Below are 17,651 nucleotides of genomic sequence, written 5' to 3'. Positions count from 1 at the left end.
GGGCAGGCAAATTGTCATCCAGCAATCTGATCCGCATTCGCGGAGCACGTCAGCACAACCTCAAGAACCTCGATCTCGATCTGCGTACCGGCGAAATGACGGTCGTCACCGGCCCGTCGGGCTCCGGCAAGTCGAGCCTCGTATTCGACACGCTGTACGCGGAAGGCCAGCGGCGCTACGTCGAGACCTTCAGCGCGTATGCGCGGCAGTTCCTCGACCGAATGGACCGCCCGCAGGTCGAGCGCGTCGACGGAGTGCCGCCCGCGATCGCGATCGACCAGACCAACCCGGTCCGCAGCTCGCGCTCGACGGTCGGCACGATGACCGAGCTCAACGATCACCTGAAGCTGCTGTACGCGCGCGCGGCCGAGCTGTTCGACCGCCAGACCGCGCGGCAGGTGCGGCATGACACCCCCGAGACGATCTACGCGGAACTCGTCGAGCGCACGCGCGCCGACGATCCGCGCGTCGTCGTCACGTTTCCGGTGGAGCTGCCGGAAAGCGCGTCCGAGGACGAAGTCGCGCAGTGGCTGTCCGCGAGCGGCTACACGCGCGTGCAGGCGCAGCGCGAAGTCGCGTCGCCCACCGGCCCGCGCAAGCTGCTCGACGTGGTGGCCGACCGCTTCCGCGTGCAGCAGGCCGACAAGGTGCGCGTGGTCGAGGCAATCGAGGCGTCGCTGAAGCGCGGCGGCGGCCGCGTGAACGTCTACGTGCTGGCGCCGGACGCGGACACCGCGCTCGCCGCAACCGCCGAGCCGCAGGTGTGGCGCTTCTCCACCGGGCTGCACGATCCCGACAGCGACCTGCGCTACGCGGAGCCGCAGGCGGCGCTGTTCTCGTTCAACTCGGCCTACGGCGCGTGCGAAACCTGCCGCGGCTTCGGCCGCGTGATCGGCGTCGATCTCGGCCTCGTGATCCCCGACGCGCGCAAGACGCTGCGCGGCGGCGCGATCAAGCCGATGCAGACGCCCGCCTGGAAGGAATGCCAGGACGACCTGATGCGCTACGCGGCGAAAGCCGGCATCCCGCGCGACACGCCGTGGTCCGACCTGACGGACGCCCAGCGCGAATGGGTGATCAACGGCTCGCCGGACTGGAACGGCAAGTGGCAGAGCCAGTGGTACGGCGTCAAACGCTTCTTCGGCTATCTCGAATCGAAAGCCTACAAGATGCATATCCGCGTGCTGCTGTCGAAGTACCGCAGCTACACGCCGTGCGACGTGTGCGGCGGCGCGCGCCTGAAGACGGAATCGCTGCAGTGGCGGCTCGGCTCGAAGGCGAACGCCGACGCGGTGCTCGCGCCCGCCAATCGCTTCCTGCCGCGCGGCGTCGACTGGACGCGCGCGCAGCTCGAGGCGCTGCCGGGCCTGACGGTGCACGACCTGATGCTGCTGCCGATCGAGCGCATCCGCCGTTTCTTCGACGACGTGAGCCTGCCGAGCGCGCTGCTCGACGACGCGCTGAAGCTGCTGCTCGCCGAGGTGCGCACGCGCCTGAAATACCTGTGCGACGTCGGGCTCGGCTACTTGACGCTCGACCGGCAGAGCCGCACGCTGTCCGGCGGCGAGGTCCAGCGGATCAACCTGACCACGGCGCTTGGCACGTCGCTCACGAAAACGCTGTTCGTGCTCGACGAGCCGAGCATCGGGCTGCATCCGCGCGACCTCACGCGAATCGTCGAGGCGATGCAGCGGCTGCGCGACGCGGGCAATACGCTGGTCGTCGTCGAGCACGATCCGTCGGTGATGCTCGCGGCCGACCGGCTGATCGACATGGGCCCGGGGCCGGGCGAGCGCGGCGGCACGATCGTCTACGACGGCACGCCGGGCGACATCCGTTCCGCGAACACGCTGACGGGCGAGTATCTCGGCGGCCGCAAGCACGTCGCGCATGCGTCGAACTGGGCGCGCCGTCCGGTGGACGCGAACACGCCGCGCATCGTGCTCGCAGGCGCGACCGAGCACAATCTGCGCGACGTGACGGTCGAGATTCCGCTGCAGCGGCTCGTGTGCGTGACGGGGGTATCGGGTTCCGGCAAGTCGACGCTGCTGCAGGACGTGCTCTATCCGGCGATGGCGCGCCAACACGGCAAGGCGACCGAGTCGCCGGGCGCGTTCCGCGACCTGACGGGCGCCGACCAGGTCGGCGATGTCGTGTTCGTCGATCAGTCGCCGATCGGCAAGACCACGCGGTCGAACCCGGCCAGCTATGTCGGCGCGTTCGACGAGATCCGCAAGCTGTTCGCGAAGGCGCCGCTCGCGCTGCAACGCGGCTACGGCGCCGGCACGTTCAGCTTCAACTCGGGCGACGGCCGTTGCCCGACGTGCGGCGGCTCGGGCTTCGAGCACATCGAGATGCAGTTCCTGAGCGACGTCTACCTGCGTTGTCCGGACTGCGACGGTAGCCGCTACCGCGCCGAGATTCTCGAAGTACGCATCGAGCGCGACGGCCGTGCGCTGAACATCGCCGACGTGCTCGACCTGACCGTCAGCGAAGCGACCGCCTTCTTCGCGACCGACGCCGAGGTGCTGCGCGTGCTGCAGCCGATCGTCGACGTCGGTCTCGAATACGTGAAGCTTGGCCAGCCGGTGCCGACGTTGTCCGGCGGCGAAGCGCAGCGGCTGAAGCTGGCCGGCTTCCTCGCCGAATCGGCGGCGGCGGCCGGCGGGCGCCGCGTCGCCAGCGAGGAGGCGCGCGTCGCGCGGGCGAAGCTGTTCATGTTCGACGAGCCGACCACCGGGCTGCACTTCGACGACATCGCGAAGCTGATGCAGGCGTTCGGCAAGCTGCTCGCGGCCGGCCATTCGCTGATCGTGATCGAGCACAACCTCGACGTGATCCGCGCGGCCGACTGGCTGATCGATCTCGGCCCGGAAGGCGGCGACGGCGGCGGCCGCGTGCTGTGCGCGGGCACGCCCGACGACGTGAAGGCCTGCGCGGAATCGCATACCGGCGTCGCGCTGCTGCAGTACGACCGCGCGATGGATGGCGAAACGGCGCTGGCCGACGAAGGCGTGCCGCTGCAGGCCGTGCTGAACGCCGCCCGCGAGCGGCGCGCGATCGAGGGCGAGGACGTCGTGCGGATCGTCAATGCACGCGAGCACAACCTGAAGGCGCTCGACGTCGACATCCCGCACGGCAAGTTCAACGTGATCACCGGCGTGTCGGGTTCCGGCAAGTCGACGCTCGCGTTCGACATCCTCTTCCACGAAGGCCAGCGCCGCTACCTCGAATCGCTGAACGCGTATGCACGCTCGATCGTGCAGCCGGCCGGGCGGCCGGAAGTCGACGCGGTGTACGGCATTCCGCCGACGGTGGCGATCGAGCAGCGCCTGTCGCGCGGCGGCCGCAAGAGCACGGTCGCGACCACGTCCGAAGTCTGGCACTTCCTGCGGCTGCTGTATGTGAAGCTCGGCCTCCAGCATTGCATCCACGACGGCACGCCGGTCACGTCGCAAACCGTCGAGTCGATCGCCGCGCAGCTGCTGCGCGATCATCGCGGCGAGCACGTCGGGCTGCTCGCGCCGCTCGTCGTCAATCGCAAGGGCGTGTATACCGATCTCGCGAAATGGGCGAAGGCGCGCGGCAGCACGCATCTGCGCGTGGACGGCGAATTCGTGACGGTCGATCCGTGGCCGAAGCTCGATCGCTTCCGCGAGCACACGATCGAGCTGCCGGTGGCCGATATCGTCGTGTCGCCGGACGACGAGGCCGAATTGCGGCGGGTGCTCGACGAGACGCTCGAACTCGGCAAGGGCGTGATGCACCTGCTCGCGCCGCTCGACGGGCTGCACCACGCGATGCAGAACGATCATTCGACCGCGCGCGTCGGCGAGGTCAAGGTGCTGTCGGTCAAGCGCGCGTGCCCGGTGTGCGGCACGAGCTATCCGGAACTCGATCCGCGGATGTTCTCGTACAACAGCAAGCATGGCTGGTGCACGACCTGCGTCGGCACGGGCGTCACGCTCACGCGCGAACAGCGCGCGGCGTACGACGATACGGTGCGCGCCGGGGACGATCGCGGCCGCGAGCAGACGCTGCCGTCGGACGAGCAGGAACCGGAAGGCGTCGGCAACGAGCCGTGCCCGGATTGCGGCGGCACGCGCCTGAACCCGTCCGCGCGCGCGGTCACGTTCGATGCGCATCCGATCGTCGAGGTCGCGCAGTGGACGGTGTCCGATACGCGCCGCTGGATCGACGCGCTGGAACTGACCGGCCGCGACGCGCAGATCGCGCGCGACATCGTCAGCGAGATCGGCAGCCGCCTCGCGTTTCTCGAGGAAGTCGGGCTCGGCTACCTGAGCCTCGATCGCGCGGCGCCGAGCCTGTCGGGCGGCGAAGCCCAGCGCATCCGGCTCGCCGCGCAGCTCGGCAGCAACCTGCAGGGCGTGTGCTACGTGCTCGACGAGCCGACGATCGGCCTGCATCCGCGCGACAACCGGATCCTGCTGGACGCGCTGCGCAAGCTCGGCGACAAGGGCAACACGCTCGTCGTCGTCGAGCATGACGAGGACACGATTCGGCGCGCCGATCACATCATCGACGTCGGCCCGGGCGCCGGCAAGCGCGGCGGCACGCTGGTCGCCGAGGGCGCGGTCGCCGATCTGGCCGCGCAGCCGGATTCGGTGACGGGGCGCCTGCTCGCGCAGCCGATGACGCACCCGCTGCAACCGCGCCGCGCGGTGAGCCTGGCGGGCAAGAAGGGCGCACCGGCGGTGCCGGAAGCCTGGCTGACCGTGCACGGCGCGACGCTGCACAACCTGCGCGACGTCACCGTCGGCATTCCGCTCGCGCGGCTCGTCGCGGTGACGGGCGTGAGCGGCTCGGGCAAGTCGACGCTCGCGCGCGACGTGCTAATGACGAACCTGCTCGATGCGGTTGGCCGCTCGGTGCTGTCGTCGCCGGCCACGCGGCGCGCGCGCAAGGCCGCGCAGCAGGACGCGCCGGCTGCCAACCGCCGCTCGAGCGTGCTCGCGCGCAGCGCGCCGCGGCCGTCGCTGAACGTCACGCATGCGTGGCAGGGTTGCGCGTCGCTGAGCGGCTGGGAGCGGATCGACCGCGTGCTCGAAGTTGACCAGACGCCGATCGGCAAGACGCCGCGCTCGTGTCCGGCCACCTACATCGGTGTGTGGGACACGATCCGCAAGCTGTTCGCCGATACGCTGGAAGCGCGTGCGCGCGGCTACACGGCGTCGCGTTTCTCGTTCAACACCGGCGACGGGCGCTGCCCCGGCTGCGAAGGGCAGGGCGTGCGCACGATCGGCATGAGCTTCCTGCCCGACGTGAAGGTGCCGTGCGACGTGTGCCACGGGCAGCGCTTCAATCCGGAGACGCTCGCGGTCACGTGGCGCGGCCGGAACATCGGCGACGTGCTGACGATGGAGATCGACGAAGCGGTGGAGTTCTTCGCGCCGATTTCGAACATCGCGCATCCGCTGCAGCTGATGAAGGACGTCGGCCTCGGCTACCTGACGCTCGGCCAGCCGTCGCCAACATTGTCCGGCGGCGAGGCGCAGCGCATCAAGCTCGTCACCGAGCTCACGAAGGTGCGCGACGACATCACGCGACGCGGCCAGAAGGCGCCGCACACGCTGTACGTGCTCGACGAGCCGACGGTCGGCCTGCACATGGCCGACGTCGCGAAGCTGATCCGCGTGCTGCACCGGCTGGTCGACGGCGGGCATAGCGTCGTCGTGATCGAGCACGATCTCGACGTGATCGCGGAAGCCGACTGGATCATCGATCTCGGTCCGGAAGGCGGCGTGGGCGGCGGCACGATCGTCGCGGCGGCGCCGCCGGAAGGGCTCGTGCAGGTGAGCGCGAGCCATACCGGGCAGGCGTTGAAGCCCGTGCTGGCGCGAACGGCTGCGGATGGCGGTGAAGCGGAGCGGCAGGACGAAGCGCGGGTCGGTTAAGCGCGGTGCTTGCGGTGAGCGGCCCCGGTGTCTGGCAAGACACCGGGGCCGTTGTCATTTCGTCATTCGCGCCGCCGCGCTCAATCGCTCTTGACGCCGATCGCGTCGATGATGGTCTGCAGTTGCTGGCTCATCGGCAGGTTCAGACTCACGCCTGACGGAAGCGGACGCAGGAACCAGCGCTTGTACTGACGCGTGATCTCGCCGTCGACGGCCAGCTCCTCGAACGTGCTCTTCACGACCTGCGCGAGCTGCGGATCGTCCTTGCGGAACATGATTCCGTACGGGTCGTATGACAGGAAATCGCCCACCACGTCGTACTGGCCGCCCTTGCCCGCATTCTCGGCAATCAGGCCGTACAGCAGCACGTCGTCCGTCGCGAACGCATCGGCGCGGCCGCTCGCGACGAGCGCGAAGCCCTGCGCATGATCCGGCACCACCTGCAACTGGATCCCGAGCTTGAACCGTGCGTCCAGGTCGCGCAGCGCCTTCTCGTTGGTCGTGCCGGCCGTCACCGCGACCTTCTTGCCGGCGAGATCGCGGAACGAGCGGATCGGCGAGCCTCGCTTCACCATCACCTTCGTGCCGGCCACGAAGATGATCGGCGAGAACGCCACGCGCTGCTGGCGCTCCAGGTTGCTCGTCGTGGAGCCGCACTCCAGATCGACGTTGCCGCTGACCACCGCGTCGATGCGGTTGTCGGACGTGACCGGCACCCAGCGGATCGTCAGGCTCTTGTTGACCGCATCCTCGATCGACGACACGAGCGCCTTGCAGAGCTCGATCGAATAGCCGATCGGCTGGTTGCGCGCATTCAGGTACGAGAACGGTATCGACGCGTCGCGGTAGCCGAGCGCGATCGTGCCGCTGCTGCGCACCTTCGCGAGCGTGCCGGTCAGTTGGGCCGGCGCGAGCGGCTCGACGCGCGGCGGCGGTGACGGCGCATCGTCCGCGCGCGCGGTTGCGCCCGCGGCAAGCAGGCCTGCGAGCGCGAGCGCGCGCCAGAATCGCTGCATCTTCATCGCCGGGCCTCCGTCAGACGTCCGCCGGATGTGCGATCGTGCCTTCCTGCTCCGCCTCGATGCGCGCCAGGTTGGCCTCGGCTTCCGCCTCCGACATGAGCTGGCCTTCCCACTTCGCGACCACGGCGCTGGCGATCGAGTTGCCCACCGCGTTGGTGGCCGAGCGGCCCATGTCGAGGAACGTGTCGACGCCGAGGATCAGCAGCAGCCCGGCCTCCGGCAGCCCGAACTGGTGCAGCGTGGCGGCGATCACGACGAGCGATGCGCGCGGTACGCCGGCCATGCCCTTCGACGTGAGCATCAGCACCAGCAGCATCGTGATCTGCGTGCCGAGCGACAGGTGGACGTTGTACGCCTGCGCGATGAACAGCGACGCGAACGTGCAGTACATCATCGAGCCGTCGAGGTTGAACGAATAACCCATCGGCATCACGAAGCTGGAGATCTTGCGCCGCACGCCGAACCGGTCGAGCGCATCGAGGATCTTCGGGTATGCGGCTTCGGAGCTGGCGGTCGCGAACGACAGCATGAACGCTTCCTTGATCAGCGCCAGCAGCTTGAACACGCGTCGCCCGAGGAACGCCATCCCCGCACAGACGAGCAGCGCCCAGAGCAGGAACAGGCTGAGGTAGAAGTCGCCCATGAAGACCGCGAACTTCAGCAACACCGACAGCCCGTTGACCGCGACGGTCGCGGCCATCGCGGCCAGCACGGCGAGCGGCGCGAGCTTCATCACGTAGCCGGTGATCTTGAGCATCACGTGCGACAGCTGGTCGATCGCGGCCACGAGGATCTTGCCGCGCTCGCCGAGCGCGGCGAGCGCCACGCCGAAGAACATCGAGAACACGACGATCTGCAGAATCTCGTTGTTGCTCATCGCCTCGGCGAACGACTTCGGCACCATGTGGCCGACGAAATCCTTCAGCGTGAACTTGGAGGTCGCGAGGTTCGCCGAGGCGCCGATGTCCGGCAGCGGCAAGCCGAGGTTGTCGCCGGGCCGCAGCAGGTTCGCCATGAACAGGCCGAGCAGCAGCGAGATCAGCGACGCGGTGACGAACCAGCCGAACGCCTTCACGAACACGCGCCCGACCGATGCCGCGTCGCCCATGTGCGCAATGCCGACGACCAGCGTGGAGAACACGAGCGGGCCGATCACCATCTTGATCAGGCGCAGGAACACGTCGGACACGAGCGAGATGTAACCGGCGATTTCGGTGGTGGCTTTTTTGTCGGGAAAGCTCGTGTAGATCATGTAGCCGATCACGATGCCCGCCACCATCGCGATCAGGATCCAGACGGCTGCAGCATTCTTTTTCTGCATCGTGAGCCTCCCATGCACCGGTTCGGCAACCGGGGATGGAAGGACAATACAGGACACGAACGGCGATGAACAGTGCAACCGGGGTCGGGGTTTGCGCTAGCGCCGGGTCGCGACGGATGGCCCGGCGACGATTGCGTCGGTAGCGCCCCGATGCCCGGAAGCGGTGCAACCCGATGCCCGATTTGTGTGGCGCAGCGCGGTGGCCGTTTGACCGCGCCGTGATCGCCGTGAGCGGATGCCGGAGCCTCCCAATGAGGGCGCGAGTCATGCAGGCATGCATCGCGTGATGGCCCGCGGCGGGACGTCGTGCCTTAGTCATGGGCGCCAGGGTCCAGCAGGCTCGTGCTGAAATCGCACGCCTGCGCCGCGAGCCGAACGATGTCGGCGGTCAGCGAATGCGCGCGCTCGGCCCGGTGCAGCGCGACATAGCGAACCGGGGGCAGCGCAGGCCGCGTGCGCACGATGTCCAGCGCCTCGCACGCGACCAGATGCGCGACGCACGCCTTCGGCAGATAGCTGACACCGAGCCCCGACAGCGTCAGGCCGATCTGCGCGATCAGGCTATTGCTCGTCAGCACGCGCTGCATCGCGACGCCATGTTCCTGCAGAAAGCGCGTGTACAGGTGACCCGTGCCCGACAGCGTGCCTTGCAGGATCAGCGGAAACCGCGCGATGTCCGTCAACGAAATGGCCGTCTTGCGCTTCGGCATGAACCCGGGCGCGCACATCCACGCATTGTCGACCTCGCCGACCACCGTCGCCGCGAACGATTCCGCCGCATGAATCTGCGGGACGACGATCAGGTCGATCGTGTCGGCCGCCAGACGCTCGCGCAACGTGGCGGTGAGGTCCACCTCGGCCTCGACGTGCACCCGCGGATACGCGGCCTGGATCGCCGCGATCAGGCGCGGCAGCCAGGTCAGTGCGGTCAGTTCGGTCACGCCGATCCGGACATGCCGCACCAGCGCTTCCTTCGAACTCATCCGCTCGACGACGCGGTCGCGTTGCTCGAGCAATTCCTTCGCATGGTCGAACAGTTCGGCGCCCTTGTCGGTGAGCCGGGCGCTACGATGCGCGCGGTCGAACACGGTCAGGTCGAACGCACGTTCGAGCTCCTGGATCCGTTTCGAGACGGCCGATTGCGTCGTGTTGAGGCGCGTGGCCGCCGCGTCGAAGGAGCCGAGCTGCACGATCCAGTACAGCGCTTCCATCTGCTTGAACGTGAGCATCGCGTCGCCCTCAATAGATGAGAAAAAGCGATATTTTCACATACCAAAAAATCGCTTTTTTTACATATATCGGCTGTTTAAGGTTCAGCCATTGCATTGCTTGCCGAGTGCGTTCGCCCAGAAAGCGCGTCGCATCACCGCCAGCGTTCAATCGAACCCCTTTACTTGGAGACAGCATGGACACCGTCATCGAATCCCCGCCCGTGGGCGACGCGGCGCGCAAGCCGCGCATCGGCCTCGCATGGCAGATCGTCATCGGGCTCGTCATCGGCATCGCGACCGGGTTCGTGTTGAACCGGTTCCCGTCATTGCGCGACACGGCCGTGTCCGGGTTGCTGCAGCCGGCCGGCGACATCTTCATCAAGCTGGTGCGGATGATCGTCGTGCCGATCGTGTTCACGAGCATGGTGATCGGCATCGCCGGCGTGGGCGACGGCAAGTCGCTCGGCCGCATCGGCATCAAGACGCTCCTCTATTTCGAGGTGATCACGACGATCGCGATCGTCCTCGGGCTCGTGATCGGCAACGTGCTGCAGCCGGGCGTCGGCACCGACATGTCGCAACTCGGGCACACGGACATCTCCCGCTACCAGCAAGCGACGCAACAGGTGCAACAGGCGCACCACGGGCTGATGGCGCTGGTGCTCGGCATCATCCCGGACAACATCGTCGCGTCGATGGCGAAGGGCGACCTGCTGCCGGTGATCTTCTTCTCGCTGCTGTTCGGGCTCGGGTTGCAATCGGTGCCGGACGAACATCGCAAGCCGGTGATCGCGATGCTCAAGGGCGTTGCCGACACCATGTTCAAGGTGACGAACATGGTGATGCGCTATGCGCCCGTCGGCGTGTGCGCGCTGATCGCGGTGACGGTCGCGAGCTTCGGATTCGGGTCGCTGCTGCCGTTGCTGAAGCTGGTCGCGGTGACTTACTTCGCCATCCTGCTGTTTGCGATCGCCGTGCTCGGCGTGACCGCGCGGCTGTTCGGGTTCCGCATCCTGACGCTGCTGCGCGTGATCAAGGACGAGCTGATCATCGCGTTTTCGACCTGCAGTTCGGCGACCGTGCTGCCGCAACTGATGAAGAAGATGGAGGACTACGGCGTGCCGAAGAGCATCACGACGTTCGTGGTGCCGACCGGCTACACGTTCAACCTCGACGGCGCGTCGATCTATCTCGGCATCGGCACGCTGTTCGTCGCGCAGCTCTACGGCGTGCATCTCGACTGGCAGCAGCAGATCCTGCTGACGCTGACCATGGTCGTCACGTCGAAGGGAGCCGCGGGCGTGCCGGGCTTCATGTTCGTGATCATGCTCGCGACGCTCGCGAGCGCCGGGCTGCCGCTCGAAGGGCTGGCCTTCATCGCCGGTGTCGACCGGATCATGGACATGGGCCGCACCGCGCTGAACGTCGTCGGCAACGCGCTCGCGCCGCTCGTCATCGCGAAATGGGAAGGCCAGTACGACGCCGGCAAGGGCCGCGCGTACCTGGAATCGCTGCGCGGGTGAACGCCGCCATGCCTGGATCGCACAACATTCCGAAGCAAACAGGAGCATCGAAGATGAGCAGTACCCATGGAGCATTTTTTCCCGACGCATTGATGCAGCAGGTCAAGGCGCGCTTTCATCACGTCGATCACGATCTCGACGGTCGCGCGCGGTTGTTCTTCGATAACGCGGGCGGATCGTTCCGGCTCAAGGCCGCGGTCGACGCGTATGCGCGGATCGATGCGCTGCCCGATTGCCCGGAGCGCATCCATGAGCGTGCGCTCGACCTTCAGGCGATCCAGTCGCGCGGCGAGGACGACGTTCGAACGATCCTGAACGCGCAGGGCGGCACGGTATACGCGTCGCTGACGGCATCGGGCGCGATGTTCGACATGGTGCGCGCGATCATGGAAAACGTGCCGGGCACCAATGCGGTGACGACCGTTCTCGAGCATCCGTCGTCCTACGACGCGATGACGTACTACGCGGAACGTACCGGCAAGACGCTGCGCATCGCGCCGAGCAATCCGGAGACCGGCGGCGTGGACGTCGACGCGATCGTGTCGCTGATCGACGCCGATACCGCGCTGCTCAGCGTGATGTTCGCGTCGAATATCTCGGGCGCGAAATTCGACATCGAGGCGATCGTCGCGCGTGCGCGGGAGAAGAAGCCCGGCCTGTTCATCGTCGTCGACGCGGTCCAGCATGCGCCGCACGGCATCATCGACCTGCAGCGTACGCCGGTCGACGGGATCAATTTCGCGCCGTACAAGTTCTTCGGGTGCCGCGGCTCGGGCATTTCGTGGTTGTCGCCGCGTGCGGCCGCGTTGCCGCATCACCGGCTCGCCGCGAAGGAGCGCGGCGTTTGGGAACTGGGCAGCCCGGCGCCCGCGCAGTTCGCGGTCGTGACGTCGATCGTCGATTACGTCACGTGGATCGGCAGGTATTTCGTCGATTCGGACGATCGCCGCACGCTGTTCGTCGAGGGCATGCACCGGATCGAACTGCATGAGCGCGCGCTGCTGGCCGCGTTGCTCGACGGGTGCGGCGGCCGCCGCGGGTTGCGCTCGATCGACGGCGTCGAGGTCTACTGGGATCACGACGACCTGACGAAGCGCGACCTGATCGTCGGGATCGGCTTCGCGCACCTCGAACCGACGCAAGCGGTGCGGGAATACGAGAAGGACGGCGTGATCGTCTATGAACGCGTCGCGTCGAGCCTGTATTCGGGCCGGATGTTGAAATCGTTCCGGCTTGGCGGCGCGGTGCGGATCTCACCGCTCCATTGTCATGCGCCGGACGATATCGCGCGATTCCTGGCGATTACCGGGGCGCTGGCGGCGAACCGCTGATTGACGACACGGCCCGGATCTTCCGGGCCGTGTCGCATCCGGCGCCGGAAAAGGGCCGCGCAATAGGTTCGGGCTATGACCGGCAGAGCGAATCGATAGTTGTCGCCATGTGGGATTGCGCGTGTAATGGCTCGCGATACCGGATGAGGCCAATGACCCGATGGAGGAGCAGCGCGTGAAGATCGTAGTGGCGGTGAAGAGGGTGGTCGATTACAACGTGAAGGTCCGCGTGAAGTCGGACAACACGGGCGTCGACATCGCGAACGTGAAGATGTCGATGAACCCGTTCGACGAAATCGCGGTGGAAGAAGCCGTGCGCCTGAAGGAAGCGGGCGTGGCGACCGAAGTGATCGCGGTGTCGGTCGGTGTCACGCAAGCGCAGGAAACGCTGCGCACGGCGCTGGCGATTGGCGCGGATCGCGCGATCCTGGTCGAGTCGAATGACAGCGTCGAGCCGCTGGCCGTCGCGAAGATCCTGAAGGCGCTGGTCGACAAGGAGCAGCCGCAACTGGTGATCCTCGGCAAGCAGGCAATCGACGACGATTCGAACCAGACGGGCCAGATGCTGGCCGCGCTGGCCGGTCTGCCGCAAGCGACGTTCGCGTCGAAGGTGACGATCGCCGACGGCAAGGCAACCGTTGCACGTGAAGTCGACGGCGGCGCGGAAACGCTGTCGCTTCAACTGCCGGCGGTCGTGACCACCGACCTGCGCCTGAACGAGCCGCGCTACGTGACGCTGCCGAACATCATGAAGGCGAAGAAGAAGCCGCTGGAAACCGTGAAGCCGGAAGACCTCGGCGTGGATGTCGCGCCGCGTCTGAAGACGCTGAAGGTGGTCGAGCCGCCGAAGCGCGCGGCCGGCGTGAAGGTGCCGGACGTGAAGACGCTGGTCGAGAAGCTGAAGACCGAAGCCAAGGTGCTGTAAGAGGGAGCGGAAAGAAATGACGATTCTGGTGATTGCAGAGTGCGACGCCCCGAAGGAAGCCCCCTTGGGGGGCAACGCGTCGATCAAGGCCGCGACGCTGAACACGGTGGCGGCGGCAGCGAAGATTGGCGGCGACATTCACGTGCTGGTCGCGGGCCACAACGCGCAAGGCGCAGCCGACGCGGCAGCGAAGATCGCAGGCGTGTCGAAGGTGCTGCTGGCCGACGCGCCGCAGCTCGAAGCGGGTCTGGCGGAAAACGTCGAAGCGACCGCGCTGAACATCGCGAAGGATTACTCGCACATCCTCGCGCCGGCCACGGCCTACGGCAAGAACATCGCGCCGCGCATCGCCGCGAAGCTCGACGTTGCACAGATCTCGGACATCACGGCGGTCGATTCGGCCGACACGTTCGAGCGCCCGATCTACGCAGGTAACGCGATCGCGACGGTGCAGTCGAGCGATCCGATCAAGGTGATCACGGTGCGTGCGACGGGTTTCGATCCGGTAGCAGCCGAAGGCGGCAGCGCATCGGTCGAGAAGATCGAAGCGGCAGCCGATGCAGGCAAGTCGCAGTTCGTGAGCCGTGAAGTGACGAAGCTGGACCGTCCGGAGCTCACCAGTGCGAAGATCATCGTGTCGGGCGGCCGCGGTCTGGGCAGCGGCGAGAACTACACGAAGGTGCTGGAGCCGCTGGCCGACAAGCTGTCGGCGGCACTCGGTGCCTCGCGCGCCGCAGTCGACGCCGGCTTCGTTCCGAACGACTACCAGGTCGGCCAGACCGGCAAGATCGTCGCACCGCAGCTGTACATCGCGGTCGGCATCTCGGGCGCAATTCAGCACTTGGCCGGCATGAAGGATTCGAAGGTGATCGTCGCGATCAACAAGGATCCGGAAGCGCCGATCTTCAGCGTGGCCGACTACGGCCTCGTCGGCGACCTGTTCGCGCTGGTTCCGGAGGTGGTCGATGCCGTCTGATGCCGCGGTGCGCGCGAGTGTCGGACGCTCGGCACCTGCCCAGTCATACCTGTTCGTGCCGGGGAACAAGCCGGAGCGGTTCGACAAGGCGCTCGCAAGCGGCGCCGACGCGGTCATCATCGATCTCGAAGATGCTGTCGAACCGGACGCGAAAGCGGCGGCGCGCGACGCGATCGCACGGTGGGTTTCGCCCGAGCATCCGGTGCTGGTGCGGATCAATGCGCGGAACACGCCGTGGTTCGACGCCGACGCCGCGCTTGGCGCGTTGAAGGGTGTGGCGGGTATCGTGCTGCCGAAGGCCGCGTGTGCGGACGATGTGTGCGCGGCCGTTGCGCTTGCGCGCCGGCGTGTACCCATCTATCCGTTGATCGAAAGCGCGCACGGCATGTGGAACGCGCTCGACGTCGCGAAAGCGCCGTACGTCGCGCGGCTGATGTTCGGCACGCTCGATTTCATCGCGGACATGGGCATGTCGGACGATGGGGTTTCGCTCAATCACTTTCGGTCGCAACTGACGTTGATTTCGCGGGTGGCCGGCATCGAGTCGCCGGTCGACGGCGTGACGCCGGACATTCACGACGGGGAACGGATCGCGCGTGACGCGTTCAACGGGAAGCAACTGGGGTTCGGCGCGAAGCTGTGCATTCACCCGAAACAGATCGCATTCGTGCACAAGTGCTATCGGCCGAGCGAGGATGAGGTGCGCTGGGCGCGGCAGGTGCTCGATGCGATGCGCGAGTCGAATGGCGGCGTGGTGACGGTCGACGGGAAGATGGTCGATCGGCCCGTGTTGCTGCGTGCGACGCGAATCGACGAGCTGGCCTCATCCGCCGGCGCGGCAGCGGAGGGGGCGGCTCGCGCATGATCCGACGCGGATGCCGCCGCCACCCGGACGAAGGGCGCGGCTCGCGCATGACGCACGTAACGTGCTCATTGCGGCTCCACGGGAGCAGGGCCGTTCATCAGCTCGACGACCCAGTCGATGAACGCACGCAGTTTGGCGCTGACGTGGCGGTTCGGCGGATACGCGATGTATAGCGGCATCGGATCGAGTTGCCAGTCTTCGAACAGCGTGACGAGTTCGCCGCGTTCCAGATGCGCTTTCGCCATATAGTGCGGCAGCCACATGATGCCGAGGCCTGCCACGCCGGCCGCGAGATAGGCATTGCCGTCATCGACGGCGAGCGCGTAACGGCCTTGCACCGCGACGGTCTCGCCGTGGCGATGCATGACGAGCGGATAGAGTTTGCCCGCGCGTCCCCACGAGAACCCGACGATGCGGTGATGCGAGTTTTCGAGTTCCGCCGGATGCGAAGGCGTGCCTGCGAGTGCGAGATAGCCGGGCGACGCAACGATGCCGAGCGACAGGTCCGCCACGCGCCGGGCGACCATCGACTGATCGTTCGGCTCGCCGCCGCGCACGACGCAATCCACGTTCTCGCCGATGATGTCGACGGTGCGGTCGCTCACGCCCATGTCGAGCTGAATGTCCGGATAGCGGGCGAGGAATGCCGGCAGCGCGGGGATCAGGATCAGGCGCGCGAACGGGCTTGGCACGTCCACGCGCAGGCGCCCTCGTGGCACCGCCGCTGCGCTCGACAGGCTCGTTTCGGCGTCGTCCATATCGGCGAGCAGCCGGGTCACGCGCTCGTAGTACGCGATGCCGTCCGGCGTGACGTTGATCCTGCGCGTCGTCCGGTTCAGCAGCCGGACCCGCAAGCGCGCCTCGAGCTGCTGGACCAGCTGCGTGACCGTGGTCTTGCTCATATGCAGCGTCTCGGCGGCCTTCGTGAAGCTGCCCGCCTCGACGACCCGGACGAAAGCGCGCATCGCATCGAAGCGATCCATGAGTGTGTGCCTCGCATTTGAATTGTTTGCATTTTACAAACGGTCATGGACAGGGATGGTCGTTTATCGCGCGGGTGTCGGTCGGTACAGTGGGCCGATCGAAACCAGTGATCCATGGAGGTGAAGGTGGGCAAGCGCGATGTGGTGTTTGCGCCGGGACGTCGGGCGCTGTACGAGCGCAACCGGTACTCTCCGGCCGTACGGGCGGGCGGGTTGCTGTTCGTCTCCGGTCAGGTGGGCAGTCGTGAGGACGGGACGCCCGAGCCGGATCTGCAGGAACAGGTGCGGCTCGCCTTTCGAAACCTGAATGCGATCCTGCACGCGGCCGGCTGCACGTTCGACGATGTGGTCGACGTCACGGTGTTCATGGTCGATCCGCAATCGACCTTCGAGCGCGTCTGGCAGGTCGTGCCGGAGTTCTGGGGCGACGCGCCGCATCCGGCGCTCACCGCGGTCGGCGTGACCTGGCTTTACGGCTTCGACTTCGAGATCAAGGTCGTGGCGAAGCTTCCGGTTGCCGAATGACGCAATTCGAGGGTTCCCGGTAAAATTGGCCTTTCTTGAGTTTTCGGTAACCGCTTGTCATGCATCGAATCGGATTCTTCGTTTGCCGTGGCTACGATGCGCTTGATCTGGGCGGCCCACTGGCGGCCTTCAATCAGGTGGCCACGGCCGCGGGCCATACGCCCTACGATCTTCATGTCATCTCGCAATCCGGCGGCCCGGTTCATGGCAATACGGGCCTGTCGATCGACACGAAGCCGAGCGGAAGGCGCACGTTCGACACCGTCGTTTTCGTGGGCGGCGATATCGAGCCGATGCAGACATCGGAAAATATCGCCGCCGCCAGAAAATTGGCCGCCAAGGCATCGCGGGTGGCGAGCGTGTGTACGGGCGCGTTTCTGCTCGCGGAAACGGGCTTGCTGGATGGCTTGAGAGCCGCGACGCACTGGCGGTACGCCGCGTTATTGCAGGCGCGCTTTCCTCGCACCCGGGTCGACGGCGACAGCATCTACGTGGTGGACGGGCGCGTCTGGACGTCGGCGGGCATCGCCTCCGGAATAGACCTGGCGCTCGGCATGATTGAAAGAGACATGAGCGCGGAGACCGCGCGCGCGGTCTCCAGGCTGTTGGTCGTTCCGTATCGTCGGCCGGGAGGGCAGTCGCAATTCTCCGCCATGTCGCAGATGGAACCGGAATCGGATCGCATCCGCATCGCGCTGAATTTTGCCAGGGAGCATCTGGCTGAAGCATTGCCGGTCGAACGGCTTGCCGAAGCCGCAAGATTGAGTTTGCGACAGTTCGGCCGCGCCTTTCGCCGGGAAACAGGAGAAACGCCCGCCAAGGCAGTCGAGCGTTTGCGCGTCGAAGCCGCGAGGCTGCGCCTGCAGAGCGGCAGCGAACCGATCGAACAGATCGCGTTGGCGGTCGGGTTCACCGATCCGGAGCGGATGCGACGGGCCTTCATCAAACTGCACGGGCATCCACCGCAAGCGATTCGACGCGAGAGCAGATCGAACGGCGCGCGCTGATCGACCGCCGGCTGATCGGCGCGCTGCGTGGTCAACGCCCGTCTGAC

The 17,651-nt window shown here is 66.6% G+C and carries 12 protein-coding genes; 8 read left to right on the top strand and 4 right to left on the bottom strand.

Translation table 11 applies throughout. The annotated features are described in order from the left end of the window. Positions 1-11 precede the first annotated feature (11 nt). Positions 12-5,915, top strand: a complete 5,904-nt coding sequence (gene uvrA / locus LMA02_RS33970; protein ID WP_228910258.1) for an excinuclease ABC subunit UvrA — start codon at positions 12-14, stop codon at positions 5,913-5,915. 80 nt (positions 5,916-5,995) lie between these two features. Here uvrA and LMA02_RS33965 read toward each other — a convergent pair whose 3' ends face one another. The 3 genes from LMA02_RS33965 to LMA02_RS33955 form a co-directional block, all read right to left on the bottom strand. Continuing rightward, positions 5,996-6,937: an amino acid ABC transporter substrate-binding protein gene (locus LMA02_RS33965; protein WP_228910257.1), complete on the bottom strand. Its 942-nt coding sequence runs from the start codon at positions 6,935-6,937 to the stop codon at positions 5,996-5,998. Between the two features lie 13 nt (positions 6,938-6,950). Continuing rightward, positions 6,951-8,258: a dicarboxylate/amino acid:cation symporter gene (locus tag LMA02_RS33960; protein WP_175734489.1), complete on the bottom strand. Its 1,308-nt coding sequence runs from the start codon at positions 8,256-8,258 to the stop codon at positions 6,951-6,953. A 311-nt stretch (positions 8,259-8,569) separates the two neighbouring features. Continuing rightward, positions 8,570-9,487 carry a LysR family transcriptional regulator gene (locus tag LMA02_RS33955; protein ID WP_228910256.1) on the bottom strand — a complete coding sequence of 306 codons (918 nt, stop codon included), beginning with the start codon at positions 9,485-9,487 and terminating at the stop codon, positions 8,570-8,572. Between the two features lie 176 nt (positions 9,488-9,663). Here LMA02_RS33955 and gltP point away from each other — a divergent pair, with 176 nt between their 5' ends. The 5 genes from gltP (at position 9,664) to LMA02_RS33930 (ending at position 15,089) form a co-directional block, all read left to right on the top strand. After that, on the top strand, positions 9,664-10,992 hold the full coding sequence (gene gltP, locus LMA02_RS33950) for a glutamate/aspartate:proton symporter GltP (protein WP_006762250.1): 1,329 nt from the start codon (positions 9,664-9,666) through the stop codon (positions 10,990-10,992). 53 nt (positions 10,993-11,045) lie between these two features. Then, on the top strand, positions 11,046-12,323 hold the full coding sequence (locus LMA02_RS33945) for an aminotransferase class V-fold PLP-dependent enzyme (RefSeq protein WP_228910255.1): 1,278 nt from the start codon (positions 11,046-11,048) through the stop codon (positions 12,321-12,323). Positions 12,324-12,498: 175 nt separating this feature from the next. Then, the gene (locus tag LMA02_RS33940; protein ID WP_228910254.1) at positions 12,499-13,248 is read left to right on the top strand and encodes an electron transfer flavoprotein subunit beta/FixA family protein; all 750 of its coding nucleotides are present in this window, start codon (positions 12,499-12,501) and stop codon (positions 13,246-13,248) included. 16 nt (positions 13,249-13,264) lie between these two features. Further along, a complete protein-coding gene (locus LMA02_RS33935; protein ID WP_228910253.1) occupies positions 13,265-14,224 on the top strand; it encodes an electron transfer flavoprotein subunit alpha/FixB family protein in 960 nt (319 codons plus the stop codon). Then, on the top strand, positions 14,214-15,089 hold the full coding sequence (locus LMA02_RS33930; protein WP_228910252.1) for an HpcH/HpaI aldolase/citrate lyase family protein: 876 nt from the start codon (positions 14,214-14,216) through the stop codon (positions 15,087-15,089). The genes LMA02_RS33935 and LMA02_RS33930 overlap by 11 nt, the downstream gene beginning before the upstream one ends. 65 nt (positions 15,090-15,154) lie before the next feature. On the opposite strand, the gene LMA02_RS33925 is transcribed toward LMA02_RS33930, so the two are convergent. Beyond that, entirely contained in the window at positions 15,155-16,072 is a 918-nt protein-coding gene (locus LMA02_RS33925) for a LysR family transcriptional regulator (protein ID WP_228910251.1), read from the bottom strand. 126 nt (positions 16,073-16,198) lie between these two features. On the opposite strand from LMA02_RS33925, the gene LMA02_RS33920 reads away from it, so the two are divergent. Then, positions 16,199-16,597: a RidA family protein gene (locus LMA02_RS33920; protein ID WP_166724516.1), complete on the top strand. Its 399-nt coding sequence runs from the start codon at positions 16,199-16,201 to the stop codon at positions 16,595-16,597. Between the two features lie 59 nt (positions 16,598-16,656). Then, positions 16,657-17,604: a GlxA family transcriptional regulator gene (locus LMA02_RS33915; protein ID WP_228910250.1), complete on the top strand. Its 948-nt coding sequence runs from the start codon at positions 16,657-16,659 to the stop codon at positions 17,602-17,604. Positions 17,605-17,651: the final 47 nt, after the last annotated feature.

It is taken from the genome of Burkholderia sp. B21-005 (assembly GCF_020843965.1).
In the GTDB taxonomy this organism is placed as follows: Bacteria; Pseudomonadota; Gammaproteobacteria; order Burkholderiales; family Burkholderiaceae; genus Burkholderia; species Burkholderia ambifaria.
Note: the sequence above shows the minus strand (reverse complement) of the source record. Positions and strands in the feature narration are given on the sequence as shown.

Coding starts and splice junctions, on each gene's coding strand:
- LMA02_RS33965 (WP_228910257.1), bottom strand. CDS start 6,937: ATGAAGATGCAGCGATTCTGGCGCGCGCTCGCGCTCGCAGGCCTGCTT.
- LMA02_RS33960 (WP_175734489.1), bottom strand. CDS start 8,258: ATGCAGAAAAAGAATGCTGCAGCCGTCTGGATCCTGATCGCGATGGTG.
- LMA02_RS33955 (WP_228910256.1), bottom strand. CDS start 9,487: ATGCTCACGTTCAAGCAGATGGAAGCGCTGTACTGGATCGTGCAGCTC.
- gltP (WP_006762250.1), top strand. CDS start 9,664: ATGGACACCGTCATCGAATCCCCGCCCGTGGGCGACGCGGCGCGCAAG.
- LMA02_RS33945 (WP_228910255.1), top strand. CDS start 11,046: ATGAGCAGTACCCATGGAGCATTTTTTCCCGACGCATTGATGCAGCAG.
- LMA02_RS33935 (WP_228910253.1), top strand. CDS start 13,265: ATGACGATTCTGGTGATTGCAGAGTGCGACGCCCCGAAGGAAGCCCCC.
- LMA02_RS33930 (WP_228910252.1), top strand. CDS start 14,214: ATGCCGTCTGATGCCGCGGTGCGCGCGAGTGTCGGACGCTCGGCACCT.
- LMA02_RS33925 (WP_228910251.1), bottom strand. CDS start 16,072: ATGGATCGCTTCGATGCGATGCGCGCTTTCGTCCGGGTCGTCGAGGCG.
- LMA02_RS33915 (WP_228910250.1), top strand. CDS start 16,657: ATGCATCGAATCGGATTCTTCGTTTGCCGTGGCTACGATGCGCTTGAT.